The organism is Microbispora corallina, assembly GCF_016863035.1.
In the GTDB taxonomy this organism is placed as follows: domain Bacteria; phylum Actinomycetota; class Actinomycetes; order Streptosporangiales; family Streptosporangiaceae; genus Microbispora; species Microbispora corallina.
The window spans coordinates 442470-461789 of sequence record NZ_BOOC01000003.1 but is presented as its reverse complement, the minus strand read 5'-3'; the positions used below and the strand labels follow the sequence as shown (position 1 = coordinate 461789).

Here is a 19320-nt window from a genome sequence, read left to right as displayed (position 1 = left end):
AGCGCGACGGCCGGCGCCGGGGACGCGTGGGTCCCCGGCGCCGGCCGCCGGCTCGTCGCTCAGCTCTTCGCGATGAGGGAGCGCAGGACGTACTGCATGATGCCGCCGTGGCGGTAGTAGTCGGCCTCTCCCGGCGTGTCGATGCGCACGACGGCCTGGAACTCGACGTCGCCCGCCCGGACGGTGACGGTGGCCGGGATGGCGCCCTTGTTCAGCTCCTCGACGCCGATGATGTCGAAGGTCTCCTCGCCGGTCAGGCCGAGCGAGGCGGCGTTCTCACCCTCGGGGAACTGCAGCGGCAGCACGCCCATGCCGATCAGGTTCGACCGGTGGATGCGCTCGTAGGACTCCGCGATCACGGCGCGGACGCCGAGGAGCGCGGTGCCCTTGGCGGCCCAGTCGCGCGAGGACCCCGAGCCGTACTCCTTGCCGGCCAGGACGACCAGCGGGATGCCGGCGGCCTGGTAGTTCTGCGAGGCGTCGTAGATGAACGACTGCTCGCCGCCCTGGGTGAAGTCGCGGGTGTAGCCGCCCTCCACGCCGTCCAGCAGCAGGTTCTTGAGCCGGATGTTCGCGAACGTGCCGCGGATCATCACCTCGTGGTTGCCCCGGCGGGAGCCGTACGAGTTGAAGTCCCTGACCTCGACACCGTTGTCCCGCAGGTAGCGGCCGGCGGGAGAGTCGGCCTTGATCGACCCGGCGGGCGAGATGTGGTCGGTGGTGACGGAGTCGCCGAGCCTGGCCAGCACGCGGGCGCCGCGGATGTCGGTCACCGGCTCGGGCGTGGCCGGCATGCCGTCGAAGTACGGCGCCTTGCGGACGTAGGTCGACGCCGGGTCCCACTCGAAGGTGTCGCCCGTCGGGATCGGCAGCGACTGCCAGTGCTCGTCGCCCTTGAAGACGTCGGCGTAGTCGCGCAGGAACATGTCCTGGCCGATCGACTCGGAGACGACGGCCGCGACCTCCTCAGGGGAGGGCCAGATGTCGGCCAGGAAGACCGGCTTCCCGTCCGAGCCGGTGCCGAGCGGCTCGTTGTTGAGGTCGACGTCCATGGTCCCGGCCAGGGCGTACGCCACGACGAGCGGCGGCGAGGCCAGGTAGTTCATCTTGACGTCCGGGTTGATCCGGCCCTCGAAGTTGCGGTTGCCCGACAGGACGGCGGTGACCGCGAGGTCGGCCGACTGGATCGCCTCGGAGATCTCCGGGTCGAGCGGCCCGGAGTTGCCGATGCAGGTGGTGCAGCCGTACCCGACCAGGTTGAAGCCCAGCTTGTCGAGGTACGGCTGGAGGCCCGAGCGCTCGAAGTACCCGGTGACGACCTGCGACCCCGGGGCGAGCGACGTCTTGACCCACGGCTTGCGGGTCAGGCCGCGGTCGACCGCGTTGCGGGCGAGCAGGGCCGCGCCCAGCATGACGTACGGGTTCGACGTGTTGGTGCAGGACGTGATCGCCGCGATCGTCACCACGCCGTGGTCGATCTCGAACGACGTGCCGTCCGACAGCGTGACGGGGGTCGGCCGGTGCGGGCGGTCGCCGTTGTGCGGGGCCGGGTGCGGCGCGTCGCCGTTGCCGGAGTGCGAGATGGCCGGGGAGTCGGACGCCGGGAACGACTCGGCGGACGCCTCGTCGGCCGGGCCCTGCACACTGTCGCCGGGAGCGTAGTCACGGACGGCCGCGCGCCAGGCGGACTTGGCCTCGGCCAGCGCGATCCGGTCCTGCGGGCGCTTCGGCCCGGCGATGGACGGCACCACGGTGGCCAGGTCGAGCTCGATGTACTCGGAGAAGACGGGCTCGGGGGCCGACGGGTCGAGCCACAGGCCCTGCTCCTTGGCGTACGCCTCGACGAGCGCGACCTGCTCCGGCGAGCGGCCGGTGAGGGTCAGGTAGTCGATCGTCTGGCCGTCGATCGGGAAGATCGCGCAGGTGGAGCCGAACTCCGGGCTCATGTTGCCGATCGTCGCCCGGTTGGCCAGCGGCACGCTCGCCACGCCCTCGCCGTAGAACTCGACGAACTTGCCCACCACGCCGTGCTTGCGCAGCATCTCGGTGATGGTGAGCACGAGGTCGGTCGCGGTCGCGCCAGCCGGCAGCTTGCCGGTGAGCTTGAAGCCCACCACGCGCGGGATCAGCATGGAGATCGGCTGGCCGAGCATGGCCGCCTCGGCCTCGATGCCGCCGACGCCCCAGCCGAGCACGCCGATGCCGTTCTCCATCGTGGTGTGGGAGTCGGTGCCGACGCAGGTGTCGGGGTACGCCTTGCCGTCCCTGGTCATGACGACGCGGGCCAGGTGCTCGATGTTGACCTGGTGGACGATGCCGGTGCCGGGCGGGACGACCTTGAACTCGTCGAACGCCGTCTGCCCCCAGCGCAGGAACTGGTAGCGCTCGCGGTTGCGCTCGTACTCCCGCTCCACGTTGCGCGTGAAGGAGTCGGGGTGGCCGAAGAAGTCGACGATGACCGAGTGGTCGATGACCATCTCGGCCGGGGCGAGCGGGTTGATCTTCGCGGGGTCGCCCCCGAGGTCGCGCATCGCCTCGCGCATGGTGGCGAGGTCGACGACGCACGGCACGCCGGTGAAGTCCTGCATGATCACCCGGGCCGGGGTGAACTGGATCTCCACGCTCGGGGTGGCCGCCGGGTCCCAGCCCGCGATCGCGCGGACGTGGTCGGCGGTGATGTTCGCGCCGTCCTCGGTGCGGAGCAGGTTCTCCAGCAGGATCTTCAGGCTGTACGGGAGGCGCGCCGACCCCTCGACGGCGTCCAGCCGGTAGATCTCGTACGACGCGTCACCGACGCGCAGCGTGTCACGGCTGCCGAAGCTGTTCGCGGACACGAAAGTCGCCTCCCCAGGTTTCCGGGCTTGTCCAAGTTTCGCGGTATGCATCCTGCCGCACTTGAGCGGCACTCCAGGTAATTAGGCTCGCCTAACACACCGGTGGGATGTCTCGATGTCAAGATATCGCCCCGGATATCTCGACATCAAGTTACTCGTGGGTAGACCGGCGGACATGCGCCGCCGGCGGCAAAGATCGGGATTTTTCGGGTTTTGGGAAGTGCCCGCGAGTCAGGCGGGCATCAGCCGCAGGCAGAGCAGGGCCAGCACGAGGATCGACAGGGCCGGCCCGAGGATCTGCTTCTCGAACGTCTTCCCCGTCTTGATCCCGATGTCGAACGGCAGCAGCCACCGCCCCTTGATGGGCCATAAGACAGGACAGCCGCGCTCGGTCAGGCAGTCGCCGATCACGTGGACGAGGCAGCCGATGCCGATGGCGAACGCGATCCAGGAGTAGGTCACGCCCAGCATGAGGAAGGTCAGGTACAGCGCGGCCGTGAGCACGATGTTGACCACGGCGGACGTGATGGTTTTGCCCGGCACGCCGATGCCCACGGCCCGCAGGGCCAGCCCGATCATCAGGACGACCAGGATGTCGCGCGCGACGCTGTAGCGCTCGGACAGGAAGTACGTGCCGAGGCCGGCGGCGACCGCGAACAGCAGCGAGTGGGTCGCGTGGCGGTGCCCCCCGCTGATGGCGTTGACGCCCTTGCTGAGCAGCCAGGTCGCCGGGCCGAAGGTCTGCGCGATGGTGGCGCTCGGGTGGTCGAGGTCGGGCAGCATCGCCGCGCCGGCGCACACGACGGCGCCCGCGACGAGCTCGGACGGCGTGAGGATCGGCCCGGTCAGCGTCGCCAGCTCGGGCGAGACCACGCCGGGAAGCGCCACCAGGGCCGGCGCGACCGCCAGCCACACCGCCGCCCCGCTCAGGGCGTGCGAGTGCCCCATCATGACAAGATCACGCTTGGAAAGCGTACGGCAAACGACCGACAAAATCCGCGAAGCACCCACGCGTGTCGCCCCAGGGGGTGGGGCAGGCCCAGGCGGCGATCCTGCGCCCGAAAAGCAAAGACGGGATCGTCCCGCTCCAAGAGCACCCCCCAGCCCTCTCAGAGCAGAACAATCCCGCCTTCGCACGAGATAACGCGGGGGTCTCGGCACATGTTCCCCCGACCAGGAAAAGTTTCCCGTGACCTATGTCACGCTCACGACTCCGCCAAGGAGGGGTTGTCTCTAGAACACTGTCGATATATCGTTGAGCCATCGAGAACAGATCGCAGAAGGAGGGAACGGCATGAGTTCCACGTACGCAGAGGGAGGGCCGTGGGCCCACCCCCACGAGATGCGCCGCCACTTGCGGCGCGCGCTGTACGGCACGATCCTCAGGGGGGCCGCCATGTGGCAGGAGCAGAGCGACGCCGGGCCGCGCGAGCACCGGCACAGGGGCGGCCGCGGTCGCGGGCCGTGGCCGGGCTTCGGCCCGGGAGGCCCGTTCGGGCCCGGCTTCGGAGGCGGGCCGCTCGGCCCCCTCGGCGGCCGGGGCTTCGGCCGGCCACGCAAGGCCAAGCGCGGCGACGTCCGCGCCGCGATCCTCGCGCTGCTGGCCGAGGAGCCGCGCAACGGCTACCAGATCATCCAGGAGATCGCCGAGCGCAGCCAGGGCGGCTGGAAGCCGAGCCCGGGCGCCGTCTACCCGGCGCTCCAGCAGCTCACCGACGAGGGCCTGGTCCGGTCGGAGGAGAGCGACGGCCGCAAGACCTTCCAGCTCACCGACGCCGGACGCACCTACATGCAGGAGCACCCGGACGAGGTGCACGCCCCCTGGGAGGAGATGACGCCGGACATCGGGGACGACGTCCACGAGCTGTTCCACCTGTCCCGCCAGGCGGCGTCGGCCCTGTTCCAGCTCGCGCAGACCGGCTCGGACGGCCAGATCAGGCAGGCCAAGCAGGTGCTGACCGAGACCCGGCGCAAGCTGTACCAGATCCTCGCCGACGGCGACCCCGCGGAGGAGTGACCCCGATGGCCTCTGGGGACGACCTGCGAATCGGCGACGCGGAGCGCGACGAGGTGACCGCCCTGCTGCACGACGCGTTCGCGCAGGGGCGGATCACCCGCGAGGAGCTCGACGAGCGCCTCGACGCCACCCTGTCCGCCCGCACCGCCGGTGACCTGCGGCGGGTCACCGCCGACCTGCCGGGCGCCGACGGCGCCGGCGCCTGGCACGGGCCGTACGACCTGCCCGCCGGCCGCCCAGCCCGCGCGGCGGGGGGGCCATGGGGCCCGGGCCGGTACGGCGTCCCGCCGTGGGACGGCCGGCACGGCGACCTGGCCACATGGGGGTGGCACGTCGCCGAGGCGCGGAGGCGGACCGCCGCCGGGCGGCGCCGCGGGGGCGCGCCGCGCGCGCTGTTCGTCATCCCCGCCGTGCTGCTGGTCGCCGCCCTGCTCGGCACGGCGTGGCCGCTGTTCCTCGCCGTCAAGGTGCTGTTCTTCCTGTGGCTGGCCGCGGCGGTGTTCGGCGTGTCCCGGCACCGCCACCACCACGGTCACCGGCCCCGGCGTTAGCCGTACCGCGCGTTCGGGGTCTTGATCGAGGTCTCCTCCGGTGATGGCGTGTCAGGTGGGACCGGGCGCCGTCCGCCGTCCGTCTCCGGCCGCGACCCGCGCGCACGGAGTGCCGGACGGCGGCGTCCGCCCGTCCCGTCCGGCCGTCCTCCGAGGAGATCGCACGTGACAGAGCACAGGGTGTTCGCGGCCGTCCGGGACGCCGAGGGCGAGTTCCTCGCGCTGGACGACTACCAGGCCGAGTCCGACGAGGTGTACGGCGCGGCGCAGGGGGAGGTCTGGAAGCTCGAGCGCGCGCAGCACTTCCACGAGCCGTCCGTGCCGAGCTGGCTGGCGGCTGACGAAGGGGACTGGCCGCGCGCCCTCGATGTCATCTAGGGCATGCGCGCTCCGCTCACGCGGGTGTACCGCGAGCATCCCTCGGCGTTCCTGCGCCTGCGCGTCGTCGAGACGCCCCTGACGCCCTACCTGCGGTGGGAGGCGCACATCTTCGCCGTGCGAGTGGCGGCCGGCGAGCGGATCAGGGTCCTCCCGGCCGCCGTTGCCGCTCCCCGCTCCGGCCGGGCTGTCCCGTCCCGGTGCGAGATTTGGGTCTTGACCGCGGGTCGGGCACGGCGAACCATCGACCTGTCGTCCTCGGGAGAGCGGTCCGCGGACCCGCCGGCGACGGAGTGCGGACGTAGCAGCCAGGCGAGCCAGAGCCCGAGGTGGTGCAGGAGAGCCAGAGCAGGGCGCGAGCGACGGCGGTCGACGGCGATCGTCAGCCGGTCGCCGGACACGGCGGAGACGGCCGTGTGCGGCTGCCCGACGGGACGCCGATCCGCCCGCACATCCAGACGAACGTCAGTGCGCCCCGTCCCTCGATCCGGGCGGGGACCGGGCGCCGCCTCGACCACCCAATGGCCGAAGGAGGCCCCGATCCATGCCCGGAGATGCGTTCGAGCACGTCAGACACACCGCGGGAGTGACTCTCCCGGTGCGGGACTACCAGACCGAGTTCTACGGACACCTCCGCTCGCACGAGGGAGTCGTGTGGAAGCTCGAGCGCGCCCAGCACTTCCACGAGCCCGACGTCCCCAGCTGGACGGCCATGGTGAACGGCGACTGGGACCGCGCCGTGGCGCTCATCCGGGAGTCGCGGTTCGCCGGCGACCTGCCGCCCCGGGCCGAGCTGCGGCGGCTGCGCGTCGTGGAGACGCCGCTCACGCCGTACATGCAGTGGGAGATCGTCCTGCTGGCCGCCCGCACGCGCGCGGGCGAGCGCGTCCGCGTGCTGCCGGCCGAGTACGTACGGCACCTGGAGTGCGGCGGGCCCCTGCCGGAGATGCTGATCCTGCGCGGCGACCTCATGTACGAGGTCCTGTACGACGAGATCGGCGCCCACACCGGGGGCCGCCGGATCACCGATCCCACGGTGATCGAGCCGTGCGCCCGGATCATCGCCGACCTGTACGGCCGGGCGGAGGACGTCATCGCCTACCACGACCGGGAGGTGGCGCCGCTCCCCCCGCCCGAGGTCAGCCGGATCCCGTCCTGACCCCGTCGGGGGAGGTCCGCGGGCGGAGCCGGGCCATCTCGGCGGCGATCGCCTCCAGCGTCCAGTGGGCGTTGAGCCCGCTGGGGTTGGGCAGCACCCGGACGGCGACGCCGCCGACGGTCTCCTCCTGCGGGCCGATGCGCGCGCCGGGGCGGCCGAAGGCGACGCGGTAGGCGGAGACCCCGGCGACGGCCAGCGTCCCGGGCCGCACCTCGCGGACCAGCCGGGCGAGCCGCGCCCCGCCCTCCCGGATCTCCTCCGGAGTCAGCTCGTCGGCCCGGGCCGTCGCCCGGGCCACGATGTTCGTGATGCCGAGGCCGTACGACGGAAGCAGGTGCTGCTCGGCCGGCGCGAGCCGGCGGGGCACCAGGCCCGACAGGTGCAGGGCCGGCCAGAACCGGTTGCCGGGGCGGGCGAAGTGGTGGCCGGTGGCGGCGGAGTACAGGCTGGGGTTGATCCCGCAGAACAGCACGTCGAGGCCGGGCCCCAGCACGTCGTCGATCGTCGCGTTCCTGGCCGCCTCGAGGTCGGCCTTGGTGGGGGCCATGCCCGCGATGCTAGCCGCCCCCGCGCGGCCCCCGTCAGAGGCGGGGGTCGACCGGTTCGGACTCCAGGGCGAGGACGGCGAAGACGGCCTCGTGGATGCGCCAGAGCGGCTCGCCCTGCGCCAGCCGTTCGAGCGCCTCCAGGCCGAGGGCGTGCTCGCGCAGCGCCAGCGACCGTTTCCTGCCGGTGAAGCGCCGCCGCAGCACGTCGAGCGCGTCGGTGTAGTCGGGGCCGTAGATGATCCTCAGGTACTCGCGGCCACGCACCTTGACGCCGGGCTGGACGCGTCCGGGGGTGTGCCCGGCCGGCTTCACGACCATGCCCTCGCCCCCGGACGCCGTCAGCGCCTCCCACCACGCCACCGCGGCGGCCCGCTCGTCCGGCGAGTCGAGGGAGACGAAGACGTGCCGGGTCGGCGTGAGGATCCCGGCGTCGAGCCGCCCGAGCAGGTCGAGGTGCCATTCGTGCGGCTCGGTGACCGCCGTCGCCCGGCCCTCGCAGGCGAGGATATGGAACGGCGCCAGCCGTACCCCGTCGAGACCGGAAACCGGCCAGCAGTAGCGGGCATAGGCGTCGCGGAAAAGGGAAGCGTTGGCAGCACGGCGGCGGGTGCGGTCGAGCAGAGCGCCTACATCCAGGCCGCGCCCCGCCGCCGACTCCAGCGCGGCGAGGGCCGCGGGCAGCGAGGCCGCGGCGGCGGCCCCCACCGAGGCGTACTGGTCCCGGATCAGCCCCTCCGCCTTCGCCGACCAGGGCAGCAGCTCACAGTCGAGCACCACCCAGTCGGTGTTCAGCTCCTCCCAGAGCGGGGTCACGGCCGCGCGCAGCCGGTCCACGAGCGCGGCCGTGCGGTCGCCGAAGAACGGCCGCCCGGTGCGGGTGAAGACGCTGCCTGCCGAGCCGTCGGCGACCCCGAAGCGCTTCGCGGCCACCTCGGGCGTGCGCGCGAGGACGGCGATCGCCCGCGACCCCATGTGCTTCTCCTCGCACACGACCCGGGTGACGCCGGTACGGGCGAACTCCTCGAACGCCTCCGCCGGGTGCTCCAGGTAGCCGTCGAGGCGGGACGTCTCGGGCGGCGCCATCGTCGGGGGGAGGTAGACGAGCCAGCGCGGGTCGACCGCGAAGCGGCTCATGATCTCCAGGGCGGCCCGGGAGTTCTCCTCGGCCACCTTGATCCGGCCGCCGTGCCGGGTCTCCACGAAGCGTGTGCCGTCCACGTCGCCGATGTCGAGCACCCCGGGGTCCCGGGCGGCGCGGCCGGTCCGGGGCTCCAGTGGCCGCGACGGCTCGTACCAGACCCGCTCGGCCGGCACGGACACCAGCTCGCGCTCGGGGTAGCGCAGCGCGGTCAGCCGGCCGCCGAAGACGACGCCGGTGTCCAGGCAGATCGTGTTGTTGACCCACTCCGGCTCGGTGGTCGGGGTGTGGCCGTAGACGACCGTCGCCCGTCCCCGGTAGTCGTCGGCCCAGGGATAGCGGACGGGCAGGCCGTACTCGTCGGTCTCGCCGGTGGTGTCGCCGTACAGGGCGAAGGCGCGCACGCGCGCGGAGGCCCGCCCGTGGTAGGCCTCCTTGAGCCCGGCGTGCGCCACCACGAGCCGGCCGCCGTCGAGACGGTAGTGGCTGATCAGGCCGTCCATGAACGCCCTCGCGGCGGCGCGGAACTCCTCCGGCTCCGCGGCGAGCTGCTCCAGCGACCGCTCCAGGCCGTGGGCGACGCGGACCTTGCGGCCGTCGAGCGCGCGGACGAGCTTCTGCTCGTGGTTGCCGCACACGACGAGCGCGGTCCCGGCCGCCGCCATGCCCATGACCAGCCGCAGCACGCCGGGCGTGTCGGGGCCGCGGTCGACGAGGTCGCCAACGAACACGGCGGTACGGCCCTCGGGGTGGGTCGCCCCGGTGGGCGTCACACTCCAGCCCAGCTCGCGCAGCAGCGTCTCCAGCTCCGACCGGCATCCGTGGACGTCGCCGACGAGGTCGAACGGCCCGGTCAGCTCGGTCCTGTCGGTCCACGCCTTCTCGTACGTGACGACGGCGCCGTCGATCTCCTCACCCCGCAGGACGTGGACCCGGCGGAAGCCGTCCCTGGCGATCTTGGCGAGCGACCGGCGCAGGTCCTTGCGCTGCCGGACGACGACGTGCGGCCCGAAGGCGCGGTCGGGCCGGGCGGCGTTGCGCGCGACCGCGACCTCCTCGGGCACGTCGAGCACGATCGCGTCGGCGAGCACGTCGTGGGCGCGGGCCAGCTCGATCAGCTTCTTGCGGGCCTCCCACTGCACGTTGGTGGCGTCCACGACCGTGAGCAGCCCCCGCCTGAGCCGGGTGCCGACGATGTGGTGCAGCAGGTCGAACGCCTCGGGCGTCGCCGTCTGGTCGTTCTCGTCGTCGGCCACCAGCCCGCGGCAGAAGTCCGAGGAGATCACCTGGGTCGGGCGGAAGTGCCGGGCCGCGAACGTCGACTTGCCGCTGCCCGAGATGCCCACGAGGACCACCAGCGACAGCGCCGGCACGCTCACCTCTGTCATCGCGCGCCTCCCTTAGCGAGCGTGAAGACGGCCATCTGGGTGGGCGGCCCGACCTCGGGGTCGTCGCCGCCGACGGGACGCAGGACCACCTCGTAGCCGTACCGTCCGGCGACCCCGGACGCCCACGCGCCGAACTCGTCCCGCGTCCACTCGAACCGGTGGTCGGGGTGCCGCACGGCGTCCGGGCCCAGGAACTCGTAGCGCACGTTGTACTCCACGTTGGGGGTCGTCACGATCACGTGGCCGGGCCGCGCGGCGCCGAAGACCACCCGTTCGAGGGCGGTCAGCCGGGGCGGGTCGACGTGCTCGACGACCTCCATCAGCACGGCCGCGTCGTACCCGGCGAGCCGGGCGTCGGTGTAGGTGAGCGAGCCCTGGAACAGCTCCAGCCGGGACCTGCCGGCCTCCGGCATGCGTTCGGGACGCAGCCGGCGGGCCGCGAGCGCGAGCGCGCGGGCCGACACGTCCATGCCCGCGACCTTGACCACGGACGGCCGGGTGAGCAGCACCGCGACCAGCTGTCCCGAGCCGCAGCCGAGGTCGATGACCGTGCGCGCCCCGATCTCCTCCAGGACGCCGACCACCGCGTCCCGGCGCAGCGTGTTCAGCGGCGTGCGCCCCTCGCCCTCGCTTCCGCCCTCGCCTTCGCCCTCACCCGATTCCGCCTCGCCCGGGACACCGGCCGGGACCGCGGCCGGAAACGCCTCGTCCGGGACCGCGCCCGCCGGGGATGCGCCTCCCGGGAACGCCTCGCCCGGCGCCGGGCCGGCCGTCGCGTCGTCGGTGAACGGCTCGCCGCCCTCGTCCCGGCCGAGGGGGCCGGCGACCTCCTCCTCGACCGGCGGCTCCAGGGCCTCCTCGACGTCGTCGCCGACCTCGGCCAGACGTGCGAAGGCCGTACGGGTGAGGCCGCGGCGCCGGCCGAGGAAGCGCCGTGTGATCAGCCCCTTCTCCGGATGGGCGGCCAGCCACCCCTCCCCCGCCCTGATCAGCTTGTCGACCTCGTCCCCGGCCACCCAGTAGTGCTTGGCGTCGTCCAGGACCGGCAGCAGCACGTACAGGTGGTTGAGCGCGTCGGCCAGGCGCACCTCGCCCCGCAGGGTGAGCCGCACGTACCGGGAGTCGCCCCATTCGGGGAAGGCGGGGTCGAGGGGCACGGGAGCGGCGTCCACCCGCCACCCGAGCGGCTCGAACAGCCGGTGGGCGAGGTCGGGGCCGCCGCGGCACGGCAGCGCCGGGAGGCCGATCTCAAGCGGGATCGGGGAGTCGGCGAGCTCCTGCCGGGACGCGCACCGACCCGCCCTGGCCGTGCGGAACACGTCGGCCAGCGCGACGGCCAGCAGGGAGGACGCGGCGTACGGCCGGTCGTTGACGTACTGGCCGAGCGAGAAGTCCGGCGAGGAGGAGCCGCGGGAGCGGGCGAGCCGTACCGGGTCGATCTCCAGCAGCAGGGCGGCCGTGCACCGCTCCTGGGACGCCTCGGGGTAGAAGACCCGGGCCGTGCCGAACGAGCGGCCGAACTCCTGCACCCGGTCGGGATGCTTGTGCAGGAGGAAGCCGAGGTCGGTGGCCGGCCGCAGGGTCGTCGAGATCGTCAGGAGCACCCGGCACAGTGTGCCGGATGCCCCTTTTTGTCGGCCAGTGATTTCAGAGGTGCGGCAGGATCTCGGCCGCGATCAGCTCCAGGTGGTCGAGGTCGCCGAGGTCGAGGACCTGGAGGTAGACCCGCTCGGCGCCGAGCTCGGCGAACCGGCCGATCTTGTCGAGGATCTCCTGCGGGGTGCCGGCGAGCCCGCCCGATCGCAGCCCGTCCGGGTCCTCGCCGATGGCGGCCGCGCGGCGGGCCACCTCGGCCTCGTCGGACCCGGCGCACACGGTCTGCGCGACCGACAGCACGATCGGCTCGCGCCCCGCGGCCGCGCACGCCTCCCGCACGCGGGAGAACGCCGCGCCCGTGTCCTCCACGCTGCGGAACGGCACGTTGTACTCGTCGGCGAACCGGGCCACGAGCGCCGGCGTCCTGCGGGCTCCCGTGCCGCCCATGATGATCGGCGGGCGGGGCCGTTGGACCGGCTTCGGCAGCGCCGGGGAGTCGATCAGGCCGTAGTGCGCCCCCTCGTAGGAGAACGGCTTGGCGGACGCCCACAGCCCGGTGATGATCTCCAGCTGCTCCTCCAGCCGCGCGAACCGCTCCCCGACCGGCGGGAACGGGATGCCGTACGCGTGGTGCTCGTCGTCGAACCAGCCCGTGCCGAGGCCCAGCTCGACCCGGCCGCCGCTCATCTGGTCGACACCGGCGACCGTGATCGCGAGCGGCCCGGGCAGGCGGAACGTGGCGGGGGTGACGAGCGTCCCGAGACGGATCCGGGAGGTCTCCCTCGCGAGACCGGCGAGAGTGATCCAGGCGTCGGTGGAGCCGGGCCCGGGCTCGCCGGGACCGATGCGCTGGTAATGGTCGGACCGGAAGAACGCGTCGAAGCCGAGCCGCTCGGCCGCCTGCGCGACGGCCAGCAGGTCGTCGTACGTGGCACCCTGCTGCGGCTCAGTGAAGATCCTCAACTTCATGCGCCCATTATCGCCTCCCCTGGTACGGAAGGTTGCTAAAGTGCAGACGGCCTGTGCGCACAGTGACGGCAAAGCGACTCGGGGTGATGAAGGTGGAGTCGGCACGTCATGCCCGCGGTGCGGGAAACCCGCCCCGGTCGCTCGTGGCCCTGGCGGCGGTCGCGCTCGCCGCGGGAACCGGGGCCGCCCTGTGGCTGCTGCCGGGCGCCTCGGGCGCCGGCTGGACGGCGTCCGCCCACCTCCCGTCCGGCCGCCCGCCGTCCGCGCTCCCCTCCTCCGCCGAGACGCTCCTCGCCGCCCGGCAGGCGTCGTCCGTGGGGACGTCCCCGGCGCCCTCGCCGTCCGGGATCGCGCTCCCGCGCCCTCCGGCCGGCCCCGCGGTCGCCGCGAGCGCGGGGCCGGCCTTCCGGCAGTTCCTCGACCTGGCCCGCACCCCGGGGGCGGCACATCGCGTCCACCCGGGCGGCTCCTACCTCGTCGGCCACGTCATCGCCGGGCCCGACGGGTGCACGCCCCGCTGGAGCGGACCGGTGACCGGCGCCGTCACGCGGCTCGCCCGGATGCGGCTGGCGGGCGGCGACCTGCGGCCGGCGTTCGGGGGCCCCGACGGGCCCGAGCCGTCCGTCACCTGCGTGAGCGAGGCCAGGCTGGCCGCCGCCTACCGCACCGCGATCGAGGCGCTCCGCGCGGGCGGGATCGACTTCGAGGTGCGCGGCTCGGCGGGCCGGGCGGCCACGCTCCGCCGCGCCGCCGCCGTCGTCCGCCTGCAGCGGGCGGCCAGGGACCGGGGACGGCCGCTCGCCCTCACGTTCACGGTCCCCGCCACCCCCGACGGCCTGGCCCCCGGCGACCTGGAGATGCTCCGCACGACCCGGGCGGCCGGCGCCGACATCGAGGCCGTCGAGCTGCTGGTCGCCCTCACGCCCGGCGCCGGCTCGCCCGGCAACCTGCACCGCCTGGCCCTCGCCGTCCGCGCCGCCCGCCCGCAGATCGGGGAGGCGCTGGGCGTGGCCGGGCCGGACGTCTGGCGGCGCATGGCCCTGACCCCGGTGCTGTCCGCCGCCGGCGACCTCGGCCCCGAGGAGGCCGGGCGGCTGGCCGCCTTCCGCGCCAGGACCGGCCTCGGCTGGCTGTCGCTGCGCGGCGCGGACCCGGCCCCCGGCGTCGTCGAGGCCCTCACCCCGATCTAGCCCGTGACGTCCTCGGCCCGCGACCTGACCAGCAGGGCCACGCACTCGACGTGGGCGGTCATGGGGTACTGGTCGTAGGCCCGCAGATCGGCCAGCTCGTAGCCGTGCGGGGCGAACCAGGCGATGTCGCGGGCCAGGGTCGCGGGGTCGCAGGAGACGTACACGATCCTGGACGCCTCCAGCGCCGCGACCCGGTCGACGACGGGACGGCCGAGCCCGGCCCGCGGCGGGTCGGCCACCACGAGGTCGGCCCGCTCGATGTCCAGCCGGTCGAGCGCCTCCTCGACCCGGCCCCGCTCCACGCTCGCCTGGGGCAGGTCACGCAGGTTGAACCGGGCGTCCTGGACCGCCTGCGGCTCGGACTCGACGCCGAGGACGGCCCCCTCGGGCCCGACGGCCTCGGCGAGCCCGGCGGCGAACAGCCCGGCCCCGCAGTACAGATCGAGCGCCCACTCCCCCGGCTCGGGCCGTCCCAGCTCGATCACCGCCCCGAGCAGGGTCGCCGGCGCGCCGGGATGAACCTGCCAGAACCCACTGGCGGTGACCCGGAAGTCCCGGCCGGCCACCTGCTCGACGAGTGAGGCCCGGCCGCTCAGCGCGCGGGTGCCGCGCCTGCCCTCGTCGAGCAGGACGGAGGCGTCGACGTCGGGCAGGTCGGCCCGGCGCCGCGGCAGAGGCTCGACGATCACCGCGCGGTCGCCGCCCGAGGAGGCGACGACCTCGACGGCCGCGGCACCCCGCCAGTCGCGGCGCTCCGCGCCCACCTCCTCGACCCCCGGATGCGCGATCGGGCAGTGGTCGACGTGCTCGATCTCATGGGAACGGTGGCGGCGCAGCCCTAGTGAGCCGTCCCTGTCGGCGGCGAACTGGACCCGGGTGCGCCAGCCGAGACCACCGGGCGCCCCCGGGACCTCCTCCACGACCACCTTCCGGTCGATCCCGGCCAGGCGGTGCAACTGCTCGGCCACCACCTCGGCCTTGAGGCGGCGCTGGGCGTCCAGGGAGGCATGCTGCCAGTCGCACCCCCCGCAGCGGCCGGGGCCGCTGAACGGGCACGGCGGGCTCACCCGGTCGGGCGAGGGCTCCAGGATCTCCACGGCGTCGGCGCGCAGGAACCGCGCGGTCTCCTCGGTGATCTCCGCGATCACCCGCTCGCCGGGGAGGGCGTGGCGGACGAACACGACGCGCCCCTCGTGCCTGGCCACGCACCAGCCGCCGTTGGCGACAGCGCCCACCGTCATCTCCACCCGCACCGGGGCCTCCTTCTCGCCCTGCGGCGTCGTCCGGGTCGGCATGCGGTCCATCATGCCTTGATCTGCTCGTCCTTCGGTGCCGGCTGGCGGTACGGCCGCCGTACGGCGCCGGCCGCGGCCGGGTAGGCGCGCCGCTTGAGCCGATCGGACGAGGCGAGCTGCCACGGCACGCTCGTCACCATCACCCCGGGCTTGAACAGCAGGCGCCCCTTGAGGCGCAGCGCGCTCTGATTGTGGAGCAGGTGCTCCCACCAGCGGCCGACCACGTACTCGGGGATGTAGACGGTCACGACGTCGCGCGGCGAGCGGCGGCGCAGCGACTTGACGTAGTCGAGGATCGGACCGGTGATCTCCCGGTACGGCGAGTCGAGGATCTTCAGCGGCACATCGATGCCACGGCGGTCCCACTCCTCCTGGAGCCGGGCGGCCTCCTCCGCGTCCACGCTGACCGTCACCGCCTCCAGCTTGGACGGCCGGGTGGCCCGGGCGTAGGCGAGCGCGCGCAGGGTCGGCTTGTGGATCTTCGAGACGAGCACGATCGCGTGGTTGCGGGCGGGCAGCATCGACTCGTCGACCTCGCCCTCCTCCGGCGCCGCGAGTTCCTCCGCCACCCGGTCGTAGTGGTGCCGGATGCCCTTCATCATCAGGAAGAGCAGCGGCATCGCGATGCAGACGATGTACGCGCCGTGGGTGAACTTGGTGGCCAGCACGACGACGAGCACGATGCCGGTCATGACCGCGCCGAAGCCGTTGATCACCCTCGAGCGGATCATGCGGAAGCGCACCCTGGAGTCGGTCTCCGTCTTGAGGTGCCGTGTCCAGTGGAGGACCATGCCGATCTGGCTGAGCGTGAACGAGACGAACACGCCCACGATGTACAGGTTGAGCAGCTTGCTGACGTCGGCGTTGAAGGCCCAGATGAGCAGGCAGGCCCCGGCGGCGAGGATCACGATGCCGTTGCTGAAGGCCAGGCGGTCGCCGCGGGTGTGCAACTGGCGCGGCAGGTACCGGTCCTGCGCCAGGATCGAGCCCAGCACGGGGAAGCCGTTGAACGCCGTGTTGGCGGCCAGGAACAGGATGAGGGCGGTCACCGCGGCGATGACGACGAACAGGACCGACCCGTCGCCGAAGACGGCCGAGGCGACCTGGGCGATGATCGGCTGCTGGTAGTAGCCGGCCCCCGCGGGGTGCCCGTTGATGATGACGTCGCGGGCGACGCTGGCGGGGTCGGTGACCTTCACCCCGGCCTTGAGGCCGAGGAAGATGATCCCGCTGAACATCGTGACCGCGATCAGGCCCATCATCAGCAGGGTCGTCGCGGCGTTCTTGCTCTTGGGCTTGCGGAAGGCCGGGACGCCGTTGCTGATCGCCTCGACGCCGGTCAGGGCGGCGCACCCGGAGGAGAAGGCGCGCAGGACGAGGAACGCCAGGGCGAACCCGGCGAGGTCGCCCTGCTGCGCGATGATCTTGAAGTCGGCGGTGGGGGCCCGCAGGTCGTCTCCGAGCACGACGAGCCGGAACAGGCCCCAAAGGATCATGCCGATGACCGCGGCCATGAACGCGTACGTGGGGACGGCGAACGCCACGCCGGACTCCCTGATGCCGCGCAGGTTCATGATCGTCAGCAGGATGACGATGGCGATCGCCACCACGGCCCGGTGCTCGGCCACGAACGGGATCGTCGCGCCCACGTAGTCGGCGCCGTTCGCGACCGACACGGCCACGGTGAGGACGTAGTCGACGAGGAGGGCGCTGGCCACCGTAAGGCCGGCGGTCGGGCCCAGGTTGGTCGTGGCCACCTCGTAGTCGCCGCCGCCGCTCGGGTAGGCATGGACGTTCTGCCGGTACGAGGCGACGACCACGAGCATGACGAGCACCACGGCCGCCGCGACCCACGGGCTGAAGCTGTAGAAACCCGCGCCGGCGATCGACAGGATGACCAGGATCTCCTGCGGCGCGTACGCCACGGAGGACAGGGCGTCGCTGGCGAAGACCGGGAGTGCCACGCGTTTGGGCAGCAGCTGGTGGTGGAGCTGGGTGCTTCTGAGAGCCCGCCCCACGAGAAGCCGCTTGACAAGATCTGTCACCTTTGACACGTCTGTTGAGCCTAGTCCTTCGGGGCCCCGCCCGGGTCACGTGGTGGCACGCAAGCGCGACATACTGTCTGCGATAGGAGTCCGCCACAACGGCACGGCGGGGGAGCATGCATATCGTGATCATGGGATGCGGGCGGGTCGGGTCGACTCTCGCGCACATCCTGGAGGACAACGGGCACTCGGTCGCCATCATCGACCGCGATCCCCAGGCCTTCCGCCGGCTCCGGGCCGGCTTCCGCGGACGGCGGGTGACGGGCATCGGCTTCGACCGCGACGTGCTGGAGGAGGCCGGCATCAGCTCGGCCGCCGCCTTCGTCGCCGTCAGCAGCGGCGACAACTCCAACATCATCTCGGCGCGCGTGGCGCGGGAGATGTTCGGCGTGGACAACGTCGTGGCCCGCATCTACGACCCCCGCCGGGCGGAGGTCTACCAGCGGCTGGGCATTCCCACGGTCGCCACGGTCCGCTGGACGGCCGACCAGATCCTGCGCCGGGTGCTTCCCGAGGGCGCCGAGCCGCTGTGGCGCGACCCGACCGGCACGGTGATCCTCGCGGAGGTCGCCTTCCACCAGGGCTGGATCGGCACCCGGGCGCGGGCGATCGAGGAGGCCACGGGCGCGCGGCTGGCCTTCGTCAACCGGATGGGCGAGGCGCTGGTCCCCAAGGACGACACCGTCATCCAGGAGGGTGACCTGATCCACCTGGTCGCCGCCGAGAACGACATGGACCGGATCAACAAGGTGCTGTCCGGCCCGCCATCCGACGAGGAGCACTGATGCGCGTCACCATCGCCGGCGCCGGAGCCGTCGGCCGCTCCATCGCGGCCGAGCTCCTGGAGAACGGCCATGAGGTCCTGCTCATCGACATCGACCCGCGCGCCATCAAGATCGAGAGCGTCCCGCGCGCCGAGTGGCTGCTGGCCGACGCGTGCGAGATCTCCTCGCTGGACGAGGCGGGGCTGAACAGCTGCCAGGTCGTCATCGCCGCCTCCGGCGACGACAAGGTCAACCTCGTCGTCTCGCTGCTCGCCAAGACGGAGTACGGCGTGCCGCGGGTCGTGGCGCGGATCAACCACCCCAAGAACGAGTGGCTGTTCAACGAGTCGTGGGGCGTCGACGTGGCCGTGTCCACGCCGCGCCTGCTGTCGGCCCTGGTCGAGGAGGCCGTCAGCGTGGGCGACCTGGTGCGCCTGATGACGTTCCGCCAGGGCCAGGCCAACCTGGTGGAGCTGACGCTCGCCGAGGACGCCCCCGTCGTCGGCCAGCGGGCCGGGTCGGTGCCGTGGCCGGTCGACGCCGCGCTCGTCGCGATCCTGCGCGAGGGCCGGGTGCTGGTCCCCTCGGCCGACGACCCGCTGGAGGCCGGCGACGAACTGCTGTTCGTGGCGAGCCAGGAGGTCGAGCAGCAGCTGTCGGCACTGCTGTCGGCCCACTGACACCCCGCACGCGAAGACGGCCCCGGACCTGGCGAGGTCCGGGGCCGTCTCACGTCGGTGCGGCCGTTCAGGCCGGCTGCTCCGGCCCGTACGGCGGGTCGGCCGGCTGGATGGGGGTGCGCCCGCGGGCGAGCACCCACACCATGGCGGCCAGGCCGGCCACCTGGAGCGGCCAGCCGAGCGCGATCTTGGCGATGCCGAGTGCGGCAACCTGGTTCGCCCAGTACAGCGGGAGCTGGACGACGACGCGCAGCAGGCACGGCAGCATCAGCAGCCACGTCAGCCGTGAGCACAGGCGCACCAGGGCGGGATCGGAGTGCCAGGCCGTCGGGTCACCGGTGACCGATCCGATGAGGAAGCCCACGATCGGCCAGCGGACCGCGATCGACAGCAGCATCCCGGCGGCGTACGCCCCGTTGTAGAGGATCCCCGGCAGGAAGACGTCCTTGGCGTCGCCGGTCCGGGCGGCGAAGAACGCGCCGATCCCGATGCCGACCAGGCTGTTGAGCACGAACTGCGGCGTGGTCCGCTGCGCGATCCGCAGGAGCAGCAGGATCACCGCCGAGCCGATGCCGATCACCAGTGACGGCTTCAGCTCACTGGTCGCCACGAAGGCCACCGTGAACGCGATGGTGGGGACCGCCGCCTCGACGATCCCCCTCCTGCCACCCAGCGCCTTGCTCATCTGGGCACGGACGGCCGCCTCGACGGTCGCGTGCGCCGCCGGCGCGGCCGCCATGTCCGCTGTGCTCATACGGTCTCCTGAGA

The 19320-nt window shown here is 72.8% G+C and carries 16 protein-coding genes and 1 pseudogene; 8 read left to right on the top strand and 9 right to left on the bottom strand.

Going from position 1 to position 19320, the window contains the following annotated elements; all coding sequences use genetic code 11:
* Positions 1-59: 59 nt before the first annotated feature.
* Both Mco01_RS06185 and Mco01_RS06180 read right to left on the bottom strand, forming a co-directional pair.
* On the bottom strand, positions 60-2834 hold the full coding sequence (locus tag Mco01_RS06185) for an aconitate hydratase (RefSeq protein ID WP_275410469.1): 2775 nt from the start codon (positions 2832-2834) through the stop codon (positions 60-62).
* Positions 2835-3065: 231 nt separating this feature from the next.
* Entirely contained in the window at positions 3066-3785 is a 720-nt protein-coding gene (locus tag Mco01_RS06180; RefSeq protein ID WP_204055887.1) for a metal-dependent hydrolase, read from the bottom strand.
* A 343-nt stretch (positions 3786-4128) separates the two neighbouring features.
* On the opposite strand from Mco01_RS06180, the gene Mco01_RS06175 reads away from it, so the two are divergent.
* The 5 genes and pseudogenes from Mco01_RS06175 to Mco01_RS06160 all read left to right on the top strand — a co-directional run bounded on the left by Mco01_RS06175 (position 4129) and on the right by Mco01_RS06160 (position 6939).
* Complete coding sequence (locus Mco01_RS06175) at positions 4129-4851, top strand: PadR family transcriptional regulator (RefSeq protein WP_204055886.1); 723 nt, start codon at positions 4129-4131, stop codon at positions 4849-4851.
* Between the two features lie 5 nt (positions 4852-4856).
* A complete protein-coding gene (locus Mco01_RS06170) occupies positions 4857-5402 on the top strand; it encodes a DUF1707 SHOCT-like domain-containing protein (RefSeq protein WP_239103377.1) in 546 nt (181 codons plus the stop codon).
* Between the two features lie 165 nt (positions 5403-5567).
* Positions 5568-5780: a hypothetical protein gene (locus Mco01_RS06165; protein WP_204055885.1), complete on the top strand. Its 213-nt coding sequence runs from the start codon at positions 5568-5570 to the stop codon at positions 5778-5780.
* Between the two features lie 3 nt (positions 5781-5783).
* Positions 5784-5990 (top strand): annotated as a pseudogene (locus tag Mco01_RS40145) (DUF6879 family protein); the annotation flags it as partial.
* A gap of 334 nt (positions 5991-6324) precedes the next feature.
* Positions 6325-6939, top strand: coding sequence for a DUF6879 family protein (locus Mco01_RS06160; protein ID WP_204055884.1), 615 nt, complete (start codon positions 6325-6327; stop codon positions 6937-6939).
* Here Mco01_RS06160 and mug read toward each other — a convergent pair.
* From mug to Mco01_RS06140, 4 genes are read right to left on the bottom strand one after another with little or no spacing between them, the layout of a single operon-like run.
* Positions 6920-7486, bottom strand: coding sequence for a G/U mismatch-specific DNA glycosylase (gene mug, locus Mco01_RS06155; protein WP_204055883.1), 567 nt, complete (start codon positions 7484-7486; stop codon positions 6920-6922). The genes Mco01_RS06160 and mug overlap by 20 nt on opposite strands.
* A 34-nt stretch (positions 7487-7520) precedes the next feature.
* Entirely contained in the window at positions 7521-10013 is a 2493-nt protein-coding gene (locus Mco01_RS06150; RefSeq protein ID WP_204055882.1) for a polynucleotide kinase-phosphatase, read from the bottom strand.
* On the bottom strand, positions 10010-11617 hold the full coding sequence (locus tag Mco01_RS06145) for a 3' terminal RNA ribose 2'-O-methyltransferase Hen1 (protein ID WP_204055881.1): 1608 nt from the start codon (positions 11615-11617) through the stop codon (positions 10010-10012). The genes Mco01_RS06150 and Mco01_RS06145 overlap by 4 nt, the downstream gene beginning before the upstream one ends.
* Before the next feature lie 43 nt (positions 11618-11660).
* Entirely contained in the window at positions 11661-12578 is a 918-nt protein-coding gene (locus tag Mco01_RS06140) for an LLM class F420-dependent oxidoreductase (protein ID WP_204055880.1), read from the bottom strand.
* A 92-nt stretch (positions 12579-12670) separates the two neighbouring features.
* Between Mco01_RS06140 and Mco01_RS06135 the strand changes: the two genes are divergently transcribed.
* Complete coding sequence (locus Mco01_RS06135) at positions 12671-13768, top strand: glycoside hydrolase family 18 protein (RefSeq protein ID WP_204055879.1); 1098 nt, start codon at positions 12671-12673, stop codon at positions 13766-13768.
* On the opposite strand, the gene Mco01_RS06130 is transcribed toward Mco01_RS06135, so the two are convergent.
* Positions 13765-15063, bottom strand: a complete 1299-nt coding sequence (locus Mco01_RS06130) for a class I SAM-dependent RNA methyltransferase (RefSeq protein ID WP_239103376.1) — start codon at positions 15061-15063, stop codon at positions 13765-13767. The two genes, Mco01_RS06135 and Mco01_RS06130, sit on opposite strands and share 4 nt — an antisense overlap.
* Before the next feature lie 8 nt (positions 15064-15071).
* On the bottom strand, positions 15072-17117 hold the full coding sequence (locus Mco01_RS06125; RefSeq protein WP_204055878.1) for an APC family permease: 2046 nt from the start codon (positions 17115-17117) through the stop codon (positions 15072-15074).
* Positions 17118-17224: 107 nt separating this feature from the next.
* Here Mco01_RS06125 and Mco01_RS06120 point away from each other — a divergent pair, with 107 nt between their 5' ends.
* Together Mco01_RS06120 and Mco01_RS06115 are read left to right on the top strand one after the other, a co-directional pair.
* Complete coding sequence (locus Mco01_RS06120) at positions 17225-17893, top strand: potassium channel family protein (RefSeq protein ID WP_204055877.1); 669 nt, start codon at positions 17225-17227, stop codon at positions 17891-17893.
* Positions 17893-18552 carry a potassium channel family protein gene (locus Mco01_RS06115; RefSeq protein WP_036330271.1) on the top strand — a complete coding sequence of 220 codons (660 nt, stop codon included), beginning with the start codon at positions 17893-17895 and terminating at the stop codon, positions 18550-18552. Before Mco01_RS06120 ends, Mco01_RS06115 begins: the two co-directional genes overlap by 1 nt.
* A 67-nt stretch (positions 18553-18619) precedes the next feature.
* Here Mco01_RS06115 and Mco01_RS06110 read toward each other — a convergent pair whose 3' ends face one another.
* Complete coding sequence (locus Mco01_RS06110) at positions 18620-19306, bottom strand: DUF3159 domain-containing protein (RefSeq protein WP_204055876.1); 687 nt, start codon at positions 19304-19306, stop codon at positions 18620-18622.
* Positions 19307-19320 lie beyond the last annotated feature (14 nt).

Coding starts and splice junctions, on each gene's coding strand:
- Mco01_RS06175 (WP_204055886.1), top strand. CDS start 4,129: ATGAGTTCCACGTACGCAGAGGGAGGGCCGTGGGCCCACCCCCACGAG.
- Mco01_RS06180 (WP_204055887.1), bottom strand. CDS start 3,785: ATGATGGGGCACTCGCACGCCCTGAGCGGGGCGGCGGTGTGGCTGGCG.
- Mco01_RS06120 (WP_204055877.1), top strand. CDS start 17,225: ATGCATATCGTGATCATGGGATGCGGGCGGGTCGGGTCGACTCTCGCG.
- Mco01_RS06160 (WP_204055884.1), top strand. CDS start 6,325: ATGCCCGGAGATGCGTTCGAGCACGTCAGACACACCGCGGGAGTGACT.
- Mco01_RS06110 (WP_204055876.1), bottom strand. CDS start 19,306: ATGAGCACAGCGGACATGGCGGCCGCGCCGGCGGCGCACGCGACCGTC.
- Mco01_RS06140 (WP_204055880.1), bottom strand. CDS start 12,578: ATGAAGTTGAGGATCTTCACTGAGCCGCAGCAGGGTGCCACGTACGAC.
- Mco01_RS06170 (WP_239103377.1), top strand. CDS start 4,857: ATGGCCTCTGGGGACGACCTGCGAATCGGCGACGCGGAGCGCGACGAG.
- mug (WP_204055883.1), bottom strand. CDS start 7,486: ATGGCCCCCACCAAGGCCGACCTCGAGGCGGCCAGGAACGCGACGATC.
- Mco01_RS06115 (WP_036330271.1), top strand. CDS start 17,893: ATGCGCGTCACCATCGCCGGCGCCGGAGCCGTCGGCCGCTCCATCGCG.
- Mco01_RS06150 (WP_204055882.1), bottom strand. CDS start 10,013: ATGACAGAGGTGAGCGTGCCGGCGCTGTCGCTGGTGGTCCTCGTGGGC.
- Mco01_RS06130 (WP_239103376.1), bottom strand. CDS start 15,063: ATGCCGACCCGGACGACGCCGCAGGGCGAGAAGGAGGCCCCGGTGCGG.